The sequence below is a fragment of the Cupriavidus agavae genome, assembly GCF_004217045.1.
Classification (GTDB): Bacteria; Pseudomonadota; Gammaproteobacteria; order Burkholderiales; family Burkholderiaceae; genus Cupriavidus; species Cupriavidus agavae.
The window spans coordinates 1,192,636-1,214,468 of sequence record NZ_SGXM01000001.1; the positions used below are offsets into that span (position 1 = coordinate 1,192,636).

Annotated in this window: 19 protein-coding genes; 8 read left to right on the top strand and 11 right to left on the bottom strand. The window is 66.4% G+C overall.

The genetic code is table 11. The features are described 5' to 3' along the window. Positions 1-3: 3 nt before the first annotated feature. The gene (locus tag EV147_RS05390; RefSeq protein ID WP_130390067.1) at positions 4-255 is read right to left on the bottom strand and encodes an FmdB family zinc ribbon protein; all 252 of its coding nucleotides are present in this window, start codon (positions 253-255) and stop codon (positions 4-6) included. Between the two features lie 160 nt (positions 256-415). Between EV147_RS05390 and EV147_RS05395 the strand changes: the two genes are divergently transcribed. Beyond that, positions 416-859 (top strand): MarR family winged helix-turn-helix transcriptional regulator, encoded by a 444-nt coding sequence (locus EV147_RS05395; RefSeq protein ID WP_130390068.1) that lies wholly within the window; start codon positions 416-418, stop codon positions 857-859. Between the two features lie 15 nt (positions 860-874). Here EV147_RS05395 and EV147_RS05400 read toward each other — a convergent pair whose 3' ends face one another. Beyond that, the gene (locus EV147_RS05400) at positions 875-2,197 is read right to left on the bottom strand and encodes a PQQ-dependent sugar dehydrogenase (protein ID WP_130391195.1); all 1,323 of its coding nucleotides are present in this window, start codon (positions 2,195-2,197) and stop codon (positions 875-877) included. Between the two features lie 134 nt (positions 2,198-2,331). Next, complete coding sequence (locus EV147_RS05405) at positions 2,332-2,817, bottom strand: GFA family protein (RefSeq protein ID WP_130390069.1); 486 nt, start codon at positions 2,815-2,817, stop codon at positions 2,332-2,334. Between the two features lie 255 nt (positions 2,818-3,072). On the opposite strand from EV147_RS05405, the gene EV147_RS05410 reads away from it, so the two are divergent. Next, the gene (locus tag EV147_RS05410; protein WP_130390070.1) at positions 3,073-3,408 is read left to right on the top strand and encodes a hypothetical protein; all 336 of its coding nucleotides are present in this window, start codon (positions 3,073-3,075) and stop codon (positions 3,406-3,408) included. Between the two features lie 86 nt (positions 3,409-3,494). Here the strand turns inward: EV147_RS05410 and EV147_RS05415 are convergent, their stop codons facing one another. Genes EV147_RS05415 through EV147_RS05435 form a run of 5 tightly spaced genes read right to left on the bottom strand, consistent with a single transcriptional unit; the run spans position 3,495 to position 8,286 of the window. Beyond that, complete coding sequence (locus tag EV147_RS05415) at positions 3,495-4,430, bottom strand: LysR family transcriptional regulator (protein WP_130390071.1); 936 nt, start codon at positions 4,428-4,430, stop codon at positions 3,495-3,497. Between the two features lie 4 nt (positions 4,431-4,434). Then, positions 4,435-5,343, bottom strand: a complete 909-nt coding sequence (locus EV147_RS05420) for a 2-hydroxy-3-oxopropionate reductase (RefSeq protein WP_130390072.1) — start codon at positions 5,341-5,343, stop codon at positions 4,435-4,437. A 38-nt stretch (positions 5,344-5,381) separates the two neighbouring features. Next, positions 5,382-6,176, bottom strand: a complete 795-nt coding sequence (gene garL, locus EV147_RS05425) for a 2-dehydro-3-deoxyglucarate aldolase (RefSeq protein ID WP_130390073.1) — start codon at positions 6,174-6,176, stop codon at positions 5,382-5,384. Positions 6,177-6,192: 16 nt separating this feature from the next. Next, entirely contained in the window at positions 6,193-7,287 is a 1,095-nt protein-coding gene (locus tag EV147_RS05430; protein ID WP_130390074.1) for a malate/lactate/ureidoglycolate dehydrogenase, read from the bottom strand. Between the two features lie 3 nt (positions 7,288-7,290). Beyond that, positions 7,291-8,286 carry a Bug family tripartite tricarboxylate transporter substrate binding protein gene (locus EV147_RS05435; protein WP_130390075.1) on the bottom strand — a complete coding sequence of 332 codons (996 nt, stop codon included), beginning with the start codon at positions 8,284-8,286 and terminating at the stop codon, positions 7,291-7,293. 284 nt (positions 8,287-8,570) lie between these two features. Between EV147_RS05435 and EV147_RS05440 the strand changes: the two genes are divergently transcribed. Continuing rightward, on the top strand, positions 8,571-10,244 hold the full coding sequence (locus tag EV147_RS05440) for a thiamine pyrophosphate-binding protein (protein ID WP_130390076.1): 1,674 nt from the start codon (positions 8,571-8,573) through the stop codon (positions 10,242-10,244). Between the two features lie 79 nt (positions 10,245-10,323). Here EV147_RS05440 and EV147_RS05445 read toward each other — a convergent pair whose 3' ends face one another. Beyond that, positions 10,324-10,608, bottom strand: a complete 285-nt coding sequence (locus EV147_RS05445) for a hypothetical protein (RefSeq protein ID WP_130390077.1) — start codon at positions 10,606-10,608, stop codon at positions 10,324-10,326. Between the two features lie 175 nt (positions 10,609-10,783). Between EV147_RS05445 and EV147_RS05450 the strand changes: the two genes are divergently transcribed. Together EV147_RS05450 and hglS are read left to right on the top strand one after the other, a co-directional pair. Next, positions 10,784-11,686 (top strand): LysR substrate-binding domain-containing protein, encoded by a 903-nt coding sequence (locus EV147_RS05450; RefSeq protein ID WP_130390078.1) that lies wholly within the window; start codon positions 10,784-10,786, stop codon positions 11,684-11,686. 108 nt (positions 11,687-11,794) lie between these two features. Further along, a complete protein-coding gene (hglS, locus tag EV147_RS05455) occupies positions 11,795-13,159 on the top strand; it encodes a 2-oxoadipate dioxygenase/decarboxylase HglS (RefSeq protein WP_130390079.1) in 1,365 nt (454 codons plus the stop codon). Positions 13,160-13,216: 57 nt separating this feature from the next. On the opposite strand, the gene EV147_RS05460 is transcribed toward hglS, so the two are convergent. Then, positions 13,217-14,323, bottom strand: a complete 1,107-nt coding sequence (locus EV147_RS05460; protein ID WP_130390080.1) for a porin — start codon at positions 14,321-14,323, stop codon at positions 13,217-13,219. 240 nt (positions 14,324-14,563) lie between these two features. Between EV147_RS05460 and EV147_RS05465 the strand changes: the two genes are divergently transcribed. Genes EV147_RS05465 through EV147_RS05475 form a run of 3 tightly spaced genes read left to right on the top strand, consistent with a single transcriptional unit; the run spans position 14,564 to position 19,725 of the window. Continuing rightward, positions 14,564-17,002, top strand: coding sequence for a type VI secretion system Vgr family protein (locus EV147_RS05465; RefSeq protein WP_130390081.1), 2,439 nt, complete (start codon positions 14,564-14,566; stop codon positions 17,000-17,002). A gap of 36 nt (positions 17,003-17,038) precedes the next feature. Next, on the top strand, positions 17,039-18,646 hold the full coding sequence (locus EV147_RS05470) for a lipase family alpha/beta hydrolase (protein WP_130390082.1): 1,608 nt from the start codon (positions 17,039-17,041) through the stop codon (positions 18,644-18,646). Further along, positions 18,643-19,725, top strand: a complete 1,083-nt coding sequence (locus tag EV147_RS05475; RefSeq protein WP_130390083.1) for a T6SS immunity protein Tli4 family protein — start codon at positions 18,643-18,645, stop codon at positions 19,723-19,725. The genes EV147_RS05470 and EV147_RS05475 overlap by 4 nt, the downstream gene beginning before the upstream one ends. A 14-nt stretch (positions 19,726-19,739) precedes the next feature. Here the strand turns inward: EV147_RS05475 and EV147_RS05480 are convergent, their stop codons facing one another. Continuing rightward, the gene (locus EV147_RS05480; RefSeq protein ID WP_130390084.1) at positions 19,740-21,827 is read right to left on the bottom strand and encodes an acetate--CoA ligase family protein; all 2,088 of its coding nucleotides are present in this window, start codon (positions 21,825-21,827) and stop codon (positions 19,740-19,742) included. Positions 21,828-21,833: the final 6 nt, after the last annotated feature.

A 21,833-nucleotide genomic window follows, 5' to 3' on the forward strand; every position in this document is an offset into this window, starting at 1 on the left:
GGGCTACCGATCCGCCATCCAGCCACTCCCGCCGCTTCGCCCGGCCAGCTTGACGGGTCCGCAGCAGGCGCAGCCGCCGCCATGGCTGCTCGAAGTGCCTTCGACGGCGCCTCCGGGCAGGGCGGGGGCGGCTACCAGCGCGCGGCGGGACGGTTCGCCGCAGAGCGGGCATTCGGCGGGCAGGTCGCGGCTGGCCATGGGGCGGAGCTGCGAGAAATCACCGCATTTGTCACATCGGTAGTCGTAGGTAGGCATTGCGTTTCCGCCAGATCGGTCGTCTGGCGCTAGCTTAGATCAGGACGGGCGCCCGTGGCGATGTCTCGTGCTTCTGGACGGTAGCTGGTGAGCGGGCAATCGCGCAGCGAACGGCGCGGCGTCAACGAATCGATTGCCATCCCTCCCTATAATCGCGCGCATGGAAAAGAATCTCGACAAGCGTTTCGGCTTTCTGGTGGCCGACGTGGGCCGCCTGTCCGGCAAGCGGTTCGACGAACTCTCGCGTGCCTCGCTCGACCTGACCCGTGCCCAATACCGGGTCATTGCCTACCTTGCCTATCACGGCGAAATGAACCAGGCCGGGTTGGCCGATCTGATGGAAGTGGCGCCGATCTCGGCGGGCCGGCTGCTCGACCGGATGGAGGAGGGCGGGTGGATTGCCCGCCGGCCCAATCCGCAGGACCGACGCGAGCGCATGGTTGGCATTACCGACAAGGCCGGCCAGGCGCTGGACGCCGCCCGGCAGGTTGGCGATCTGGTGACCGGCGTGGCGTTGGGTGGCTTTACCGAGGCCGAAGCGGAACAGTTCATGGGCTTTCTGCAGCGCGCCCGGGCCAACCTCTCCAAACCGCTGCCGGAATAGCCGAACCCTTAATTTTCAGTTGGTGGCGCCGGACACGCGCCAGACGATATTCCCCACATCGTCGGCCACCAGCAATCCGCCGCGCTTGTCCACGGCCACGCCCACCGGGCGGCCCTGGGCATCGCCGTCATCGTTGACGAAGCCGGTCAGCACGTCGAACGGGGCGCCCTTGGGCTTGCCCTGATCGAACGGCACGAAAATCACCTTGTAGCCTGCGCGCGGCTTGCGGTTCCAGGAGCCGTGCTGGCTCACGAACATCCCGTCCTGGAAGCGTGCCGGCAGGCTGTTGCCCGATGCCCCGGTCATGCCGATCGAGGCCGTGTGGGTGCCCACGGCGTAGTCCGGCACGATGGCCTTGGCCACCATCTCGGGGGCGGGCGGCTTGACGCGCTCGTCCACGTGCTGCCCGAAATAGCTGTACGGCCAGCCGTAGAACCCGCCGTCGCGTACCGAAGTGATGTAGTCCGGCACCAGATCGCTGCCAATCTCGTCACGCTCGTTGACCGAGGTCCAGAGCATCCTCGTGGCCGGCTCCCACGCCATGCCGTTCGGATTGCGCAGCCCGCTGGCGAAAATACGATGCTGTCCGCTCTGCCGGTCGACTTCCCAGATCGCCGCGCGGCCCGCTTCCTTGTCCAGGCCGTTTTCGCCGACATTGCTGTTCGAGCCCACGGTCACGTAGAGCTTGCTGCCGTCGGGGCTGGCGATGATGTTCTTGGTCCAGTGGTGGTTCAGCGGCCCGCCTGGCAGATCGACGAGTTTCTGGCCCGGTTCGGTGATGCTGGTCTGCCCCGGCGTGTACGGGAAGCGGACCACGGCGTCGGTGTTCGCCACGTAGAACTCGTTGCCCACCAGCACCATGCCGAAGGGCGAGTTCAGGTCCTTGAGAAAGACGCTGCGCTGGTCGGCCACGCCGTCGCCGTCGGTGTCACGCAGCAGCGAGATGCGGTTGGCGCTCGGCACGCCCGCGCCGGCGCGCTTCTGCACCTGCTTCATGATCCAGCCCTTGATGCCCTTGCTGTCGTCGGGCTTGGGCGGCGCGTTGGTCTCGGCCACGAGCACGTCGCCATTGGGCAGGACATAGACCCAGCGCGGGTGGTCGAGCTTGTCGGCGAAGGCGGCCACGCGCATGCCATCGGCCGCCGCCGGTGTCTTGCCGTTCTCCCAGCCCTTGGCCGGTGCGATGTGGACCGTGGGAATCGCGGTCTTGTTCGGCGCCGGCAGCTTCGGCGCGGGGCCGAAACCGGCCGATTCGGGCAGCCTGGCGGACTCGCCGCAGCCGGAGAGCAGCACCAGCGTCGCCGTCAGGGCGAACAGCGTGGCGAGGGGATAGATCATGAAGGGGCGGACGACGGCTCTCACGGGAGGCTCCAGGGGGCATTGCAGAACTACCTGAAGCATAGAAAGCGCCGCGCGCGCTGTATGTCAGCGGCGCAGCATGGCGATGTCGGCTCTCGTCTGACTACGGCCCGCTAACCCTGCATGCCGTGCCGCGCGTGCCATTCCCGCAGCGATTCCTTGGGCCAGGTGCCCACCCGGCGATGGCCCTTGCCGCGCGGCACGTCGACCCAGTCGGGCACGAAGTCCATGCCCGCCTCCACCACTTCGGGCGGGCGCGGCAGCGGCGTGTCGATGGCGCTGGCATACGGGTGGACCAGTTCGGGCCAGCGCGGGTCCCACATCCAGAGCGGGCAGCCGCACTGCTTGCAGAAGTGCCGGTATGCCTTGGAACGGTGGGGCCGCTGGCCCGGCTCGCGCATCACGGCGTGGAAGTGCCCCACGTGCTTCTGCCCGCTCACGCGCAGCGACGCGGCATCGCCGCCCAGATTGATGCCGTAGCCGCCGCTGCCGCCCGTCTTGCGGCAGATCGAGCAGTGGCAGTGCATGAACGGCACGGGCGAATCGGATTCGAGGCTGAACCGCACCGCGCCGCATTGGCAAGACCCTTCCAGATGCATGGCAACTCCAGGAATCGAGATGGCAATGCGCTTCAGTGTGGGCGACGGCGACCCGCGTTTCAAGCACGTTTCGACGCAAATCGCGGCCGGAACTGTGGTGTTGTCGGGCGTTGTCTGTCAGCGCGCGCGAGTTTTTGTAAGGGATTGTGTGAATGCGGCACACGGTACACGAGGTGGCTTCTAAACTTGCGCACACGGTGTGGCAACGCACCTGTTTTTGTTGGTACTCCCGATAACTACATTGAGAGGTCTCAAATGGCTAAGCAACGAATCATTCGCAACACCTCGCTGATTGGCGCACTCGTCGCGGGCCTGATGTCGGCGACCGCATTCGCGCAGACCACGACCGCTCCGAGCGGCACGTCGACGGCAGTGCCCCCGGGCACCGTGCAGATCCAGCCTCCGAAGGATCCGCTGGTGGAACGCCGCGAGGCCCGCAAGGCGGCCAACGACCAGTACAAGGCCGAGAAGGCCGCGGCCAAGGACACCTACAAGCAGGACGTAGGCGCGGCCAAGGATGAGCGCAAGGATGCCAAGAAGGCCGCCAACGAGGCTGCCAAGGCGGAGTTGCAACAGGGGACGAAGCAGTAAGGACAGCGTATCAAGCTGCTGTGATCCTGCTCCCCTCTCCCGCGATGCGGGAGAGGGGAGCAAACCAACCGCACATAGTAAAACCTTCAAATCAGCCGCGCCCCCGGCCACGCTCCCGACATCACCGTCTTGCGTACCGATTGCCGGACGGTCTGCATCACATCCCATAGTTCCGCTACCGCCGGTCGATTGCGTGCCGTGGCGACTGCCACCTGCCGCGTGACCACCGGATCGATGAGCCGCGCCGAATGCAGCCGGCCCTGCGCCACGCGGTCAGCGACTGCCGCGAAGGGCAGCAGTGTCGCGCCGCAGCCATCCTCCACCAGCCGCATCGACACTGCGTTGGACGCATCGCATTCCATTGCCATGTTCAGCGTGATGCCGACGCGCGTGGCCAGCGCCTCGGCCAGCATGCGCAGGCCGCTGTTGGTGCTCGGCAGGATCAGCGGCACCTCGCCCAGGCGGCGGGCCTGGAAGGTTGGCCCGACATGGCTCCATGAGGCTGGCGTGACCAGCGTCAAATCCTCTTCCAGCAGCACGTCCACCTTGAGCGCGCCCTGTTGCTCGGGCAGGTAGAGCAGGGCCACGTCGATATCTCCGGCCGCCAGCCATGACAGGATCGGCGAGGCCAGCCCCTCGACGAAGCGCAGCTTCGTGGCCGGATAGCGTTCCTTGAGCGCGGTGCCGATGGCCGCGAACGCCGTGTTGGCGATGGTCGGTTGGGCGGCGATCACCAGTTGGGCGGGGCCTTGCGCGGACGAGGCCCGCATGGCCGCGCGCGCCTCGGAGAGCGTGGCGGCCACCTGCCGCGCGTAGCCAAGCAGCGTGGCGCCCGCCTCGGTCAACACCACGCCGCGCCCGCTGCGGTGGAACAGGCGCGTGTCGAGCGCCGCTTCGAGCCGCGTGATCTGGCGGCTCACGGTGGACTGGTCCGCGCCCAGTTCCAGCGCGGCGCGCGAGATGCTCTGCGTGTTGGCCACGCAGACGAAGCACGCCAGGTCGTCGGAATTGAGCGAGGACATCGGGTCAGGCCGGCTTCGGGGTGGGCGCGGTGTCGCCGATGGCGAACGACGACAGGTGCTCGATCGCCTTGACCAGCCCCGAGTGGTCCCACGCCGCGCCACCCTGGGCCACGCAGACGTTGAACAACTGCTGCGTCGAGGCCGTGTTCGGCAGCCCCAGGCCCAGAGCCCTGGCCGTCGACAGCGCCAGGTTCAGGTCCTTCTGGTGCAGTTCGATGCGAAAGCCCGGGTTGAACGTGCGCTTGATCATCCGTTCGCCGTGCACTTCGAGGATCTTCGAGCTGGCAAAGCCGCCCATCAGCGCCTGGCGCACGCGCGCCGGATCGGCGCCGGCCTTGGCGGCCAGCACCAGCGCCTCGCTCACCGCCTCGATGGTCAGCGCCACGATGACCTGGTTTGCCACCTTGGCCACCTGGCCGTCGCCGACATTGCCCACGAGCGTGATGTTCTTGCCCATCAGCTGCAGCAGCGGCAGCACGCGGTCGAACACGTCCTGCTTGCCGCCAGCCATGATCGACAGCGTGGCGGCCTTGGCGCCCACCTCGCCGCCCGATACCGGCGCATCCACGAAGTCGCAGCCCAGCGCCTCCACCTGCCGGGCGAAATCGCGCGTCTCGATCGGCGAGATCGAGCTCATGTCCACCACGATCTTGCCCTGGGTCAGGCCCGCCGCCACGCCGTTCTCGCCGAACAGCACGCGTGCCACGTCAGGGGTGTCGGGCAGCATCAGGAAGATGATTTCGGCCTGCTTCGCTACCTCGGTGGCGCTGGCGCACGATTGCATGCCCGCGTCGAGCAGGTCCTGCGGCACGCCGCTGCGGGTGTGGGCGTAGACGGTGTGGCCGCCGGCCTGCAGGTGCTGCGCCATGGGCTTGCCCATCACGCCGAGTCCGATGAATCCGATCTTGCTCATGATTGATGTTCCGGTTGCTTCGGGTTGCTTCAGGTTGCTCAGGAAGGAAAACGTTCGCGCAGCGCGCGGGCCGTGTCGCGCAGCAGCACGTGGTCGATGCCCACGGCCACGAAGTGCGCGCCCATGTCGAGGTAGCGCTTCGCGTCGGCCTCCACCGGCGTCAGCGTGCCGATGGCCTTGCCGGCGCGGTTGGCGGCATCGTAGATTCTTTGAACTGCTGCCTGCACGTCGGGGTGGTTCGGGTTGCCAAGGTGGCCGTAGGCGGCCGCCAGGTCGTTGGGGCCGATGAAGATGCCGTCGACGCCGGGCTCGGCACAGATCGCGTCCACGGCTTCCACGCCCTTGCGGCTCTCGATCTGTACCAGCACGCAGATGTTGTCGTTGATGGTCTTGAAGAAGTCCGGCAGCGTGCCGTAGCGGTTCTGGCGCTGCGCGCCGGACACGCCGCGGATGCCATCGGGCGGATAGCGCGTGGCCTGCACGGCGCGGCGCGCTTCCTCGGCGGACTCCACGAACGGGATCAGGAAGTTGTAGAAGCCGATGTCGAGCAGGCGCTTGATGGCGACCGGGTCGTTCCACGGCGGACGCACCACGGGCGCGCTGGCGCTGTCCTTGAGCGCCATCAACTGCGGCGCGAAGGTCAGCACGTCATTGGGCGAGTGCTCGCCGTCCAGCAGAATCCAGTCGAAGCCGGCCAGGCCGACGATTTCGCTGGTGGTGGGCTGTCCGAGCGAACTCCACAGGCCGATCAGCCGCTTGCGCGCGAGCATGTCGGCGCGGAAGCGGTTCGGCAGCGGGGTGATCTGGGGCAGGTGCGGCGTAGCGGAAGGCATGGCGGGAACTCCTGTTTCAGTCGGCGGCGAGCGCCGAGAGGGGGCCGGGGGACTGGCCCCGTGATTGCAGCACGCGTGCGGCGGCGTCGTCGAGCTGGGCCAGCGTGCCGCCATCCACGGGGATGAACTCGGCGCGCGCCCGGCGCCAGGCGCGCTCGGGGTCGCCGGGCAGGCGGATGTCGTCGTTGCCGGGCTGCAGGCGCGACGCCTTCATCCATTCGACGAACGATTCCACCTCGTGCCCGAACGTGGTGCTGCTGCCGAGCCGCGCCGGATCGAACACGATGGCCAGCATGTTGTTCCAGACGGCGTGCTCGTGCGTGAGGGTCTCGGGACGGATCGTATGGCCGCCGGTCACGGCCGCGCCCAGCAGTTCGCACATCACGGCCAGCACGTAGCCCTTGTGCTCGCCGAAGGTGCGCAGCGCGCCCTGCGGGGTGCCGGGCTCGGGGAACATCACGGCCGGATCGTCGGTAGGGTGGCCGTGCGGGTCCATCAGGGAGCCCGGCGGCACCGGCACGCCCTTGTTGTTGGCCACGCGTACCTTGCCGAGCGCGATGGCGCTGGTGGCGAAATCAAGCACCAGCGGCGGCTGGCCGGCCACCGGCACCCCGATCGTGAACGGATTGGTGCCGAAGCGGGCGTCGTAGCCGCCGTGCGGCGCCACGATCGGCTTGGACAGCACGTTGACGAAGTGGATCGAGATCATGCCCGCCGCCGTGGCCTGCTCGGCCCAGTGGCCCACCCGGCCCAGATGGTGCGAGCGGCGCAGGCCCAGCACGCAGACGCCGTGCTCGCGCGCCCGCTCGATGCCCAGGCGCATGGCCTGCTCGGTCACGGCCTGGCCCATGCCCCGGTTGCCGTCCAGGCTCAGGATGCCGCCCGACTCGTGCACCACGCTGACCTGCTGGTTGAGCTGGAGCTGGTCTGCCTGCCACGACATCACGTACTTGGGGATCATCCCCACGCCGTGCGAATCGTGGCCCGACAGGTTGGCGCCCACCAGATGGTCGGCGGTCAGCGCCGCCTCGCGCGCGTCGGAGCCGGCCGCCAGCCACAGGTCGACCACCCACCGGTGCAGGCCGGCAGTCGGGATTCGGTGTTCACGCATGCATTACTCCAGGTGGATGTTGGCGACCTTGATCAGGTTGGCCCACTTGGCCACCTCGCTTTTCTGGAAGGCGGCCAGTTCGGCCGGGCCGGCGCCGGACGGCTCGACACCCATCGACACCAGTTTGGCCCGTACCTCGGGCTGGCGGATGATCTTGCCGATCTCGGTGGAAAGCTTGCTGACCACCGGCGCCGGCGTGCCGGCCGGGGCGAAGATCGCCTGCCAGGACACAATTTCGTAGCCGTTCAGGCCCGATTCGGCCATGGTCGGCACGTCGGGCAGTTCGGCGGCACGCTTGCTGCCGGTGGTGGCCAGCGCGCGGAACTTGCCCGACTGGATCATCGGAATCGCCGCCAGGCTGTTCTCGAAAACCAGGTCCACCTGGTTGCCGAGCAGCGCCTGCACGGCCTGGCTGCTGCCCTTGTATGGCACGTGGGTCATGCGCAGGCCAGCCATGTTGGTGAACAGTTCGGCGGCCAGATGCTGCGAGGTGCCGTTGCCCGACGAGCCGAAGTTGATCGAGCCGGGCTTGGCCTTGGCGGCGGCAATCACGTCCTGCACGCTCTTCCACGGGCTGCTGGCGTTGACCACCAGCACATTGGGCAGCGTGCCGATCAGCGTGATCGGCTGGAAATTCTTGATCGGGTCGTACGGCATCTTCGGGTACAGGCTCGTGTTGATGGCGTGCGAGCTGATGGTGCCGCCCAGGATCGTGTAGCCGTCGGCGGGCGCCTTGGCCACGTAGTCGGAGCCGATATTGCCGCCGGCACCGGCGCGGTTTTCCACGACCACGGACTGGCCGAGCACCTGCGACAGCCGCTGGCCGATCAGCCGGCCCAGCAGGTCGGTGGTGCCGCCCGCCGCGAACGGCACCACGTAGGTAATCGGCTTCGAAGGATAGTGGTCGGCGGACTGGGCGCCCGCCTGGCCTGCCACGGCCATGCAGCCGGTACAAAGCACGGCCAGCACGGGCCGCATGACACGTTGGGTCAAAAGCATCGGTTGTCTCCTGTTTCTCGGACGGTTCCCGGCATGGCGCCGGTACGGCGTTTCCTCGTTTGTCGTTCTGCCTGCCGGTCTCCGGGTAGGGAGGGGCATCGAACCGGGCGTCTTGTGCGGCGCCTCGCCTGCCAATCTACACGGACAGCCGCCGCGCGGACTTGCAGGAAATGCATAACAGAAATGCACGATAGACCGCGCGGGCGGGCACGTCAAACGGAACAATCGCAGACATTCGATCGCCGTTTCCCGAATTACCGATTTCATTCTTCCTGGACATCGCCATGACATCCGCACCCTCCAAGGCCCGCACCGGCGGCCGCGTTCTGGTCGACCAACTGCGCCTGCACGGCACCGAGCGCATCTTCTGCGTGCCGGGCGAGAGCTTTCTGGACGTGCTCGACGCGCTGCACGACCAGCCGGCCATCGACCTCGTGGTCTGCAAGCACGAGGGCGCGGCGGCCAACATGGCCGAGGCCGATGGCAAGCTGACGGGCCGCCCGGGCATCTGCTTCGTGACGCGCGGGCCGGGCGCCACGCATGGCAGCATCGGCGTGCACATTGCCGCGCAGGATTCCACGCCGATGATCCTGTTCGTGGGGCAGATCGCCCGCGAGCACAAGGGCCGCGAGGCGTTCCAGGAAATGGACTACGCCGCGGTGTTCGGCACCATGGCGAAGTGGGCGGCCGAGATCGACGATCCCGAGCGCATTCCGGAGATGGTGGCGCGTGCCTTCCAGGTGGCCACGTCCGGGCGCCCCGGACCGGTGGTGCTGGCGCTGCCCGAAGACGTGCTCGACGGGCTGGTGGAGTGCGCCGATGCCGCGCCGTACCGTGCCGTCGAGGCCGCGCCGCGCGCCGACGATGCCCGCGCGCTGGCCGATGCGCTGGCCGCCGCCCAGCGTCCGCTCGTGATTGCCGGCGGGGCGTGCTGGACCGACGCCGCCGTGCGTGACTTCAAGGCTTTCGTGTCCGCCTGGAATCTGCCGGTGGCCTGTGCCTTCCGCCGCCAGGACGTGATCGACAACCGCGACCCGCACTACGTGGGCCACCTGAGCCTTGGCGTCAGCCCCAAGCTGGCCGAGCGCGTCAGGACCGCCGACCTGATCGTGGCATTCGGCACCCGGCTGGGCGACATTGCGACCGATGCCTACACGCTGCTGGAGGTGCCGGTGCCCAAGCAGAAGCTGGTGCACATCCACGCCGACAGCTTCGAACTCGGCCGCGTGTACCAGCCTGCGCTGGCGATCCATGCCGGCGTGGCCGCCGGTGCGGCGATGCTCGCCGGCCTGCCGGCCCCGTCGGCCACGCCTTGGAAGGACTGGACCGCCGGCGCCCGCGCCGATCATGAAGCCTTTGTCACGCCGCCCAAGCCCCACGCCGAACTGACCGGGGTAGACCTGGGCGCCGCGATGGCGCACCTGAACAAGGTGCTGCCCGAAGACGCGATGCTGTCGAACGGGGCCGGCAACTACACGGTCTGGCTGCACCGCTTCTATGCCTACAAGCGCCCGCGCACGGAACTGGCGTCGACCTGCGGCGCAATGGGCTACGGCCTGCCCGCCGCCATCGCCGCCAAGCTGCGGTACCCGGAGAAGACCGTGGTCTGCTTTGCAGGCGACGGCTGCTTCCTGATGTATCCGCAGGAAATTGCCACGGCGGCGGCCCATGGCGTGAATCTGGTGACCATCGTCGTCAACAACCGGATGTACGGCACGATCCGCATGCACCAGGAGAAGCGCTATCCGGGCCGGCAGAGCGGCACGACCATCGTCAATCCTGATTTTGTGGAGATGGCGAAGGCGTGCGGCGCCTGGGCTGAACGCGTGGAACGGACCGAGGATTTTGCGGCGGCCTTCGAGCGGGCCTTGCAGGCCGGCAAGCCGGCCGTGCTGGAACTGGTGACCGATCCGCTTCAGATCACGCCGGCCATGCGCGTGACCGAACTCCCGGCCTGAAGCGGCCCGGTTTAGGCTGAATTATTGGATTCCAATAATTATTGGATTTCAATAATTTTGCCTAAATGTCGAGCTCCGCTCAGAAAAGTGATGCCTGAGGCTGTTCGACGCCCAGGATCTGCCGAATCTCGGCAAGATACCGGTCGCCCACGGCGCGATGTGTATTGCGCGCTTCATCCGCAAAACTGCGGCGCGAGGGCGGCCGGATGTTCAACGTGCGGCAAATGGTGGAGAGGTAAGGCTTCTTGCCTTGCGAAGTGGCCCGGCGGGCGGCGGAAGCCAGTGCTGCATCGCCAATCCGTACGCGCAACCAGACCAGGACCTGGCGGTCATATTCGTTCTGTACCCGGATCAGGTGTTCCATCAGAAGACTCCAGAAAGCGCCATTACTGTTCATCCATACAGTACCTGTAAATATATACAGTGCTTCGGAATTTTCAAGGGCGTGAATAGGACGCCGGTGCCACAATGGCAGCCTTTGCCGGACCCCACCGTGTGCTACCGCACGCACGTTCCGGCCAGCGTCCCCGATTCCGACCATGCGTCTTCCCAGTCTGATTGCACTCCAGATGCTTGAGTGCGCCGCCCGCCTGGGCAGCTTCACGCGCGCCGCGACCGAGCTGAACGTGACCGAGAGCGCGATTTCACGGCAGATCCAGGCGCTGGAAGCGCGGCTCGGCGTGCGGTTTTTCGAGCGGGTGCGCCAGCGCGTGGTGCTGACCGCCGATGGCGACCGCTACGTGCGCGAGATCCGCGAGGAGCTAAAGGCCATCGAACGCGCCACCAAGGACCTGGCCTCGCGTGTGGGCGGCATGGAGGTCATTGAACTGGCCGTGGTCCCCACGTTCGCCACGCAATGGCTGATTCCCCGGCTGGCGGGCTTCCGGGCCGAACATCCGCGGGTGGTCGTCAATATCCACGCCCGGCCTGAGCCATTCCATTTCGCCGAATCGATCTTCGACGCCGCCATCTACTTCGGCGAGCGGCCCTGGGAGGGTAGCCCCCATGCCCGGTTGCTCGACGAGGGGCCATCGATCCCGGTCTGCAGCCCGGCGCTGCTCGACCAGCACCGCCCGGCCTTGCGTGAGGATCTGTTGCGCCTGCCGTTGCTGCACCTGGCCAGCCGTCCCGACGCCTGGCCGGACTGGTTCGGCGCCGAGGACGAGGCCGTGCGCCGCAAGGCCCGGCTCGGCGCCCGCTACGACCTGTTCACGATGGTCACCGGCGCGGCCATCTGCGGGCTGGGCGTGGCGGTGCTGCCGGCGATGATGGTTCATTCCGAAATGGCAAGCGGCCAGCTCATGGCACTGCCATTCGACGGGGCGGCCGGCGAGCGGCCCGACGGCGGGGCGTACTTCCTGTCCTACCGCGCCGGGAAGCCCGGGGACGACAAGGCGGCACGCTTTGCCGACTGGCTGGTCCGGCAGTGCCAGGTGGCGTGAGGATGCCACCCGGTTGATGCCGAAACCGCATCAAGTGGCGCAGATTTCTCGCTGGCGGGACACGCGGACCGCACGCACAATGGGCGGCGATTTTTCCCCACCCAGACCATGACAGCCAATTTCTCGTCCCCAAGCCAGATCCGCGCCCAGTTTTCGCGCGCCATGTCCGATATGTATCGCGCCGAAGTGCCGCAGTACGGCACGCTGATGGCGCTTGTTGCCGACGTCAACGCCGATGTGCTGGCCCGCGTGGGTGCGGCCGCAGCCGGCGCGGCGGGGCAGGAATCGCGTATCGAGGTGGAGCGCCATGGCGCGATCCGCGTCGGCACGCCCGAGGAACTGGCCACGATCCGCCGGCTTTTCGCCGTGATGGGCATGTTCCCGGTGGGCTACTACGATCTTTCGGTGGCCGGCGTGCCGGTGCACTCCACCGCGTTCCGCCCGCTCGACGTGGCCGGACTGGCCGAGAACCCGTTCCGCGTGTTCACGTCGCTGCTGCGGCTGGACCTGATCGAGGACGCCGCCCTGCGCGACGCTGCCGCCGCCGTGCTCGCCACGCGCTCGATCTTCACGCCGGGCTGCCTCGAACTGATTGCCCGCGCCGAGGCCCAGGGCGGGCTCGATGACGCCGACGCGGCCCGCTTCGTGAGCGAGGCGCTGGAGACGTTCCGCTGGCACGGAAAATCCACCGTCGATGCCGGGTTGTACTGGAAACTGCGCAAGACGCATCCGCTGATCGCCGACATCGTCTGCTTTCCCGGGCCGCACATCAACCACCTGACCCCGCGCACGCTCGACATCGACCTGGTACAGGCGCAGATGCCTGCGCGCGGCATCCAGCCGAAGGCCGTGGTGGAAGGCCCGCCCACGCGCCGGTGCCCGATCCTGCTGCGCCAGACCAGCTTCCTGGCCCTGAGCGAGCCGGTGACCTTCCGCGACGGCGGCGAGGCCGGTACCCACACGGCACGCTTCGGCGAGATCGAACAACGCGGCGTGGCGCTGACGCCAAAGGGCCGCCAGCTCTACGACCAGTTGCTGGCCGAGGTGCGCAAGACGATCTCGCCGGCCGGCGATGGGTCGAACGCCGATGCGTACCGCACGGTGCTCTCGGAGGTGTTCGCCGCCTTCCCGGATACGCACGAGGGCCTGCGCCAGCAGGGGCTGGCCTACTACCGGATCGTGGTGGGCAACAAGGCAGCGGACGGCAGCGATGTCGAGGCGCTGCTGGCATCGGGCGCACTCGTGGCCCAACCGATCACGTACGAGGATTTCCTGCCGGTGAGCGCGGCTGGCATCTTCCAGTCGAATCTCGGCGACGAGCGCCGCGATGACCTGGAGGCATCACCGAACCGGGCGGCATTCGAGGCGGCGCTGGGGGCCGCGGTCAGCGATGAGCTGGCGCTGTATGCGACCGAGCAGGAGGCGTCGCTGAAGGCGGCGTTGAGGACCCTGGGGATCGGCGAAGCCGCTTGACTCCCCTCCCGGTTTGCGCCCCTCTCCCGCATGCGGAAGAGGGGAGCGAAGCGAAGATCAGAAGCGGTGCCGCACGCCCACGATGGCGCCGAACTGGTTCTGGCCGGCGCCAACCTGCTCGCTCGTGGCCGTGAGCGTGGTGGCGCTGCCGTTCAGCGACGGACCGAAGCCGGTCAGGCCCATCGACGAGCCGTTGCGGTTCTGCGCGTACGAGGCGATGGCATACACGTCGGTGCGCTTGGACAGCGCGTACGAGCTGGACAGCACGAAGCTGTACGGATCGCCGCTGCTGTTGCGCACATCGGTGTAGTAGGCCGCCCCCGTGACCGAGATGGCCGGGGTGACCTGGTAGCTGGCCCCCACCCAGTACAGGTTGGTGCGCAGCGAACTGGTGGCGAAGTCGCCGTAGTACCAGCGATAACCGGCGAACGCACGGCCACGGCCAACGTTGTAGCTGGCGCCGATGCTGGCGCGGCGCTCGCGGTTGTCGTCGGTGGCGATCGTGCTGCCGCGCACCTCGTCATACACCACGCGCGCCGACAACGGTCCGGACTCGTAGCCGCCGGCCACCGACCAGTTGCGGCCAGCCTTGTAGTCGCCCGGCACTTCGCCGCCAGCGCTGCTGTCGTAGCCCGTGCTGTACAGCAGGCCGTAGTAGAAGGCGCCGGTCTTGCCCGTGAACTTCAGCGAGTTGTCCGCCCGGCCCGACATCCACTTGTCGTGCATCAGCACCGAGTAGCGCGTGGCGATGGCCATCGGATCATAGGCCAGCGAGAAATCGTACAGCACGCTCTGGTGGCGGCCCAGCGACACGGTGCCGTACTGGTTCTGCAGGCCAACGAACGCCTGCCGGCCGAACAGGCGGCCGCCCTGGTTCAGGCCGCCGGTATCGAGATCGAAGCCGCTTTCCAGCGTGAAGACCGCCTTCAGGCCACGGCCCAGATCCTCCGAACCACGCAGGCCCCAGCGCGAGGTCGACATGTTGCCGGCCGACATCCGCACGATGTTGTTGCTGCCACCGGTGGCAGTGTTCGGGGCGTGGGTCAGGAACTCCACACCGGCATCCACCACGCCATAGAGCGTGATGCTGGTCTGGGCCTGCGCCACGGCGGGCAGGGCAGGCAGGACGGCCATGGCGGCCAGGCAGGCAATTCGGGTCTTCATGCTTTTCCTTATCGTGAGACACGCGCACGCCTCCCTTGGGCTCAGGGGCTGTGCGGCGGTCTGAAATGTAACGATTGGTGTCGAAGCAAAGAAGAGCGGATCGACTGACAGTCTGTTTCGGGCTCTAGACAATCCGCGCCCTAAAAAATCGGCATCCGCACACCGATCTCGCCGCAATACGATTTCGCTGAAGCGAGCGGCTTTCCACAATGCTTCCCAACGTAGTCACGGGAGCGTGGGATGCGGGATTGCAAGGGATCGTATTTTCTCCAGGTGCCGAGTGCACGGGAGGCTGTGGCGCTGTCAGTGGTCGGCTTCGAGGCAGTCGAAAGGCTGGGCGAACTGTATCGGGTCGTGATCGAACTGACTCACCCGGCGCGGCTGGACCGCACGGATTTTCTCAACCGGCCGGCCGTATTCGTGCTCGACCCGGAAAGTGAGGGCGAGGAAGGCAACGGGACCGGCCCGCGCCGGTTCGGTGGCTGGATCTCCGCCTTCTCCCATATCAGCCGGTGCCGTGATCTCCACGGCTACCGCATCACCATCGAGCCCGAGGCGGCGCGGCTGCGGCTGACATCACGCAGCCGCGTCTACCAGCACAAGACGGCGCCGCAGATCATCGAAGCCATCCTGCGGGCGCACGGTCTCCTGGGCCACCAGTTCGCGTTCCGTCTGTGCCGGGAGTATCCCGAACACCGATTCCGCCTGCAGTATCGACAATCCGACTGGGATTACGTGCGCCTGCTGATGGAGCAGGAGGGCCTCTACTGCTACTTCGAATGGGGAGAGTTTGGCGAGCGCATGGTGTTCGGCGATGACATCGACCACTATCTGTACAAGCCAGCGCTGGACGTGCCGTGTCGGCCAACGGCCGGGCTGGAATCTGGCGCCGAGGCCGTGTTCCGGGTCGAGACCCACGCGCGTACGGTGCCGGCTTCGGTGCGGACCGCCGACTACAATCCGGGCGCCGCCTGGGAGCGCGTCGAAGGCACTGCGAACGTGGCGCGCAAGGACCGAACGACCTACGGCGAGCCGTATGTGTTCGGCACACACCATTCGGACCAGGCCGGCGCGCGCTGGGAAGCGCAATTGCGGCACGAGGCCGCGCTGGCAGGACAGGTGGTCCATGAAGGCGAGAGCAACGTCCTGGCGCTGCGGCCAGGGCGCGTTTTTCGTATGGATACGATGCTGCCCGATTCGCCAGACGGGCAGGTCGTCACCGAGGTCACACATTCCGGCGCCCGGGACCGTGCCTATCGCAATCGATTCCGGGCCATCCCGTGCGACCGGCGCTTCCGGCTGCCCGTCGACGAGACCCGCTGGCCGCGCATTGGCGGCACGCTGAGTGGGCGGGTCACGTCTCCCGGCCAGTACAAGTACGCCTATCTGACCCAGGATGGCCACTATGTCGTCCGCTTCGACCTCGATTTCGACGACTGGCCCGGCGGCGCCGAGAGCGTGCCGCTGCGTCTGGCCAAGCCGTTCGCCGGCGCCCGGCAGACCGGGTTCCACTTTCCGCTGATCGACGGCGCCGAGGTTGCCATTGCGTTCCATGATGGCAATCCGAACCGCCCATACATCGCGCACGCCCTGCACAACAGCCAGCACGAGGATCTGATCACGAGCCGGGATCGTTGGCTATCGCGCAACGTGATCCGTACCCAGAGCAACAACAAGCTGCGCTTCGAGGATTGGGAAGGGCAGCACGGCGTCAAGCTCGCCAGCGGGCATGGCAGCAAGTCGCAGTTGAACCTCGGCTACCTGGTCGACCGGGCGCGCAAGTGCCGCGGCGAGGGATTCGAGCTGCGGACGTCGGCATGGGGCGTGCTGCGCGCGGGCAAGGGTCTGTTCGTTGCCGCGGATGACCAGCCTCGGGCGGGCGGATCACAGCTCGACATGGAGCGGGCGCTGGCGCAACTGCGCCAGGCGCAGCAGATGGTGGAATCGCTGGGCGAGGCCGCGAGGGCGGCCGGGGCCATCGCGGCCGATCACAAGCGGCAGCGCGCGTTGCTGGAAGAGACGCTGGAAGAGCTGAAGCGGGCCGGGCTGCTGGCCTCGGCGCCGGCCGGCATGGCCCTGGCATCCGGTACGGACCTTCAGCTCAGCGCAGCCGAGAACCTGATCGGCACCGCCGGCGGCCATGCCGACGTCAGCGTGCTCAAGCGCCTGACCGTCGCGGCGGGCCAGCGTATCTCGCTGTTTGTCCAGAAACTCGGCATGAAGCTGGTAGCAGCCAGCGGCAAGGTCGAGATCGAGGCCCAAAGCGACGAGATGCGCCTGCTCGCAGATCGGAATCTGACGATCTCCAGTGCTGCCGCGCGTACGGTCATCGACGCCAAGGAAGAAATCATCCTGAAGTGCGGCGGTTCCTACCTCCGTATCTCGGCGACGGGCATCGAGGATGGCACGCGCGGCGAACGCACGATGCGGTCGGCCGGGATCTACCGCGGGGGACCCACGAGCCTGGCGCAGGAAATGAACCAGTGGAAGCACGCCAGCTTCGACGAGGACTTCGTCCTGCGCAATGCGTTCGACGAAACGCCCATCGCGAACCGCAAATTCAAGATTCTACGATCGGACGGCAGCGTCATCCATGGCATGACCGACGCCGAGGGCCGCACCGGCCTGCAGAAGAGCTTGTTCGTGGAAGGCGTGCAACTGGAGATCGATCCCGAATGAACTTGCTCGCATTCCCCTTCAACGCTGGAGATTCCCATGGGTCTTGAACGCATCATCCCTCCTCGGATCGGTCCGGACGGCCGTGTTTCGTACTATTCCACCACCTCACCGCCGGACGACAGTTGCGCGGTCTGCTACGTGATGCCCGACCACATCGTGCCGGTGGTTTTTGTCCCGGGGATCATGGGGTCGAACTTGATGGATGAAAACGGCGAGGCAGTCTGGCTGGTGGACAGTACGTGGACAGTTGCGTCCGAGTGGGGTGGAGCATTACCCGAGAAACGCAGGCGTTTGCTGGACCCGGCGAAGACTTTCGTCTACCGCGAAGGAATACTCCCCACGGGTACTGCCCTTTCTGACGAGGAACTGCGCCGCCGGGGATGGGGCGAGGTCGGCGCCATGAGTTATGGCGATTTTCTGCCTTGGCTCGAACAGCACCTGAATGATTATCTGGCGAAGGATGGCTACGGCCGGAAGGGCCTGCGGGCCGGGTTGATCCGACATGTCCTGAAGCCGGACCTGCCATTGCTGAAGTACGAGGAAGTGGCGGCCTCCTACCACTTTCGGTTCCCCGTTCACGCGGTCGGATACAACTGGCTGCAGCCCAACCAGGATTCGGCGAAACGGCTGAAAGAGAGAGTCGCCGAATTCATCGAGTATTACCGGAAGCGGCAGTTTCGTTGCGACAAGGTCATTCTCGTGACCCATTCGATGGGGGGATTGGTGGCGCGCTATTTCACCGAAGAGGATGAAGGCGCGGACGATGTCCTGGGTGTCGTGCACGGCGTAATGCCGGCCACGGGCGCCGCAGCGGCTTACCGACGCGTCAAGGCGGGCACGGAAGGCGCGGCGGGGTGGGTGCTGGGAGCCAATGCGGCGGAAGTCACGGCGGTATTTGCCACCGCGCCAGGTGCGCTGCAGTTATTGCCGGGCAAAGACTATGGCACGGGATGGCTGAAGGTCCGTGATTTCGACCGGGTAGTCAGCCTTCCGGTTCAGGACCCCTACGACGAGATATATCTCCAGCGCGGCAAGTGGTGGGGTCTCATCAACGACCGCTTTCTGAATCCACTAGATGTGCACAGGACTCAGATTGAGAGTGATTGGCTCGTCTTCAACGAAACCGTCAACGAGTTAGTGAAACCGTTCCATTCGAAGATAAGCCGAAAGTATCACCGCAATACCTATGCCTTCTATGGCGACGACGCCGATACGAAGACGTGGGGCGATGTGGTGTGGAAACGGGCAATTGGCCGCGATGTCGGCGCTCGGCCTCCGAAGCTTGTCCCATACATCCACGATCTTCTGGGGGGCCAGATTCAATGGGACCACGGTTATGGCCGTCTTGGCGTCTCCATCGAGCGAGGAGCACCCGGAGACAGTGCGTACTTCGTGCTTCGGGAGGCCACAGAATCAGGAGATGGCACCGTGCCTGCGCGTTCTGGCAAGGCGCCCGTTGGATGCCCCGGGGTTCGGTACTGCGTGCCATTCAAGGATTTTGGACACGAGGCGGCTTTCAAGAATGACGCCCGACCTGGAATTACGAACTGGGCACGAAACGACGAACGCCGGTTGTTCACACTCTGGTCCATTACCCGGATCGCCAGCGAATATCAAACCTCCGCCAGCAGGAGCCCGCGATGAACCCCTGTCTTCACGCCGGCTTCACGGCACTCCTTGCGCTGGCCCTGACGGCCTGCAATGGGCAACGGCCACTTACCCCGCAGGAGAAGGACACCTTGAATCACCTTACCGAGAATCTGGTCACACGCTGCGTGGGTCGTTATCTGATCGACGTGCCAGCCGACTCCCATATGTTCCAGTCTACGAACGTCGAGAAAGTCATGGTTGAAGCGCAAGCGATGACCCACGAGCGATATCTGAGGGAAATGCAGGCGCGACACGAGGAACTGATGGCTACGAAAAACGATTCTGGCTATCAGTATTTGTACAACGATGGGGTAATCGAAGGGATGCCCGATTCCCGGTATTTCATCGCTCTCCGATCACCCGGTGCGTTGACCGACGCGGGCCGGATGATTGAAGCCTACCGATGGGATCGCGGATATCGAATCAAAATGATGCTGGAGGCCTATTCAGCGAAGGACTCGACCTATTTCAAGGACGACCCTTCGGTGAGGGACAACCCGGGAATGACCAATATCAGCGAGCGCCTGGCCAAAATCGTGTCGTTCCTTTCCAGAACCCAAGGCCGCCCCGACACCGAAATCCCCACCGAACCCGGCATGTGCTTTCCGGGCGGATTTATCGCTGGCCACGCTTCAGAGAAAGAGAATCTCCGCGCGCATTTCGTCCTGGATACGCATCGGGACGTCAGTTTCGATCTCGATACCGACACGGATATTCGGGGTACGACCACGCTCTTGCAGCGCGGCGACGAAATCCGCCGTGTCCTTCGCCACAAGAAGGACGGCCGTACCCTTCGCAACGGGCGCGTCCAACTGACCGATCTGGCCGCCGAGGAGTGGCTGATGGCGGGCGAGACTCACGCAGGGGTCGCTGCGTTCCACTTCCAACTGGAAGCAAATTCGCTTGTCGGCAGTCCCAAGTCGCCATTCCTCCAACTGGAACTCGATGTGGGTACGTCGAACCGTCTGCTCAAGAGCTACCGGGAACCCGCCGGCTCCCTCACCGAAGCCGAATCCGTCGGTCTTTGGGACGCAGTCAGCCGAACCCTGCGTCCCCGGCCCAACGCCTTTTAAGGAATCTACGATTCTCAGCAGCCGCCCCCGACCTCCATCAACCCGTCCACAACCACCGCCCCCTCGGCATTCAGCATCACGGGATTCAGGTCCACCGAGCGGATTTCACCGCCGGCGCGGTGTACCAGATCGCCGACCTTCGCCGCCAGCTTGCAGAGCGCAGCGACGTCGAGCGCCGGTTCGCCGCGCACGCCGTCGAGCAGCGGGGCCATGCGCAGGCGGCGGACCGCGCGTTCGATGGCGGCAGGGCTGGCGGGGGCCAGCAGCACCGTGGTGTCCTTGACGGTTTCCACGTACTTGCCGCCGTCACCGACCAGCAGGACGGCCCCGAAAACCGGGTCCCAATGCGCGCCGACCATGCATTCGCGCTGGCCGCGCGTCATGCGCGCGACGATCACGCCTTCGCAGGGCGCCTGCATGGCGTCGAGCGTGCGGGTCTGGCTGGTATAGGCGTCGACAATTGCATCACGCGTGTTGCAGTTCAGCGCGACGAGCCCATGTTCGCTCTTGTGCGGCACGGCCGGCGAGCTGGCCTTCACCGCCACGGGGGCGCCGATCCGCTGCCAGGCGGCCACGGCCTCGTCAGCGCTCCGGCACAGGTAGTGTTCCACCACCGGCACGCCGGCTTCGGCCAGCCGCGCCAGGCTGGCGGCCTCGCTGAGCGTGTGCGGGGCCGATGCCAATGACACCTGTCCGATCACCGGCATCACCGTTTCGCCAGAAACATCACGTAGCAACTGCCGGTGCGCCGTCAACTGGTGGAACGCGGCAAGTGCGTCGGCGGCATGGAAGAACGTGGGCACGTTGGCGTTGCGGAACACGCTGGCCACCGATTCCTGCCATGCGGCCACGGCGATGGGCTTGCCGGCGGTGTCGGCGAACCGGGCCGCGTCGCGGGCAAAGCGTTCGACGTCGTAGCCCATGCCGGCCACGGGAATGTCGAGCAGCACCATGTCAGCCTGCGGATCGTCGCCCACCACGGGCAGCACGTCGCCGAACAGGCCGCTGTTGGTCAGCAGCGCCGCCGTGACATCCACCGGGTTGCCGGTCGCGGCGAAGCCGGGCAGCTTCTGGCCGAGCGCGGCCTGCGTGGCGTCGGAGAGCGGCGCCATGGTGATGCCGAGCGTGTCGGCGGTATCGGTGGCCATCACGCAGCTTGCACCCGAATTGCTGACCACCACGAGCCGGCGGCCGGCGGGCTCCCAGCCGCGCAGGTAGAGCGGCGCGCAACGCGCCAGCGCGTGGGCGTCGTCAACCCGCCAGATGCCGTGGCGTGCCAGAAATGCGTCGACCGCGCGGTCTTCGTTGGCCATGGCACCGGTGTGCGACGCCGCCGCGCGCGCGCCGGCCTGCGAGCGCCCGGATTTGACCGCCACCACGGGAATGCCGCGCGCACGGGCCACGGCGGCGGCTTCGGCCAGCACGTCAGGGTCGGTCAGCGTTTCGAGGTAGAGCAGCAGCAGCCGGATGTCGGGGTCATGGGCCACGGCCAGCGCCAGTTCGCTGACGGTCACGTCGGCCTGGTTGCCGGTGGCATGCACGTGCCGCACGCCAATGCCCTGGTTGCGCAGCAGCCCGTAGACCAGCGCCGCCGTGCCGCCGCTCTGGCTGACCACGGCAACCGGGCCGTCCTTGGGCGGGATCTCGATGAACATGGTCGAAAAACTGGCGATTGCGCCATTGCCGAAGTTGGCCAGCCCCTGGCTGTTCGGCCCGACGATGCGCAGCCCGGCATCACGGGCAATGCGCACCATCTCGTCTTGCTGGCGCTTGCCTTCCTCGCCGGCCTCGCCAAAGCCCGAGGCGATCACGATGGCTGCACCGACCCCCAGCCGTGCGCAATCAGAGACGGCCTGCACCGCCGAATCGCCGCCAACCACGATGATCGCCAGTTCCGGGGTCTCGGGCAGGGCGTCGAGCGAGGGGTAGGACCGCAGCCCCTGCAACGTCTCGCGTTGCGGATTGACCGGGTAGATCGTGCCGGCGTAGCCCATCTGCTGCATGTAGTAAATCGGCCGGCCGCCAATCTTGTGGATGTTGTCGGAGGCACCGATGACGGCGACGGAACGGGGCGAGAGCAGGGCGGAGAGGGTGTCGGGCATCTTGTC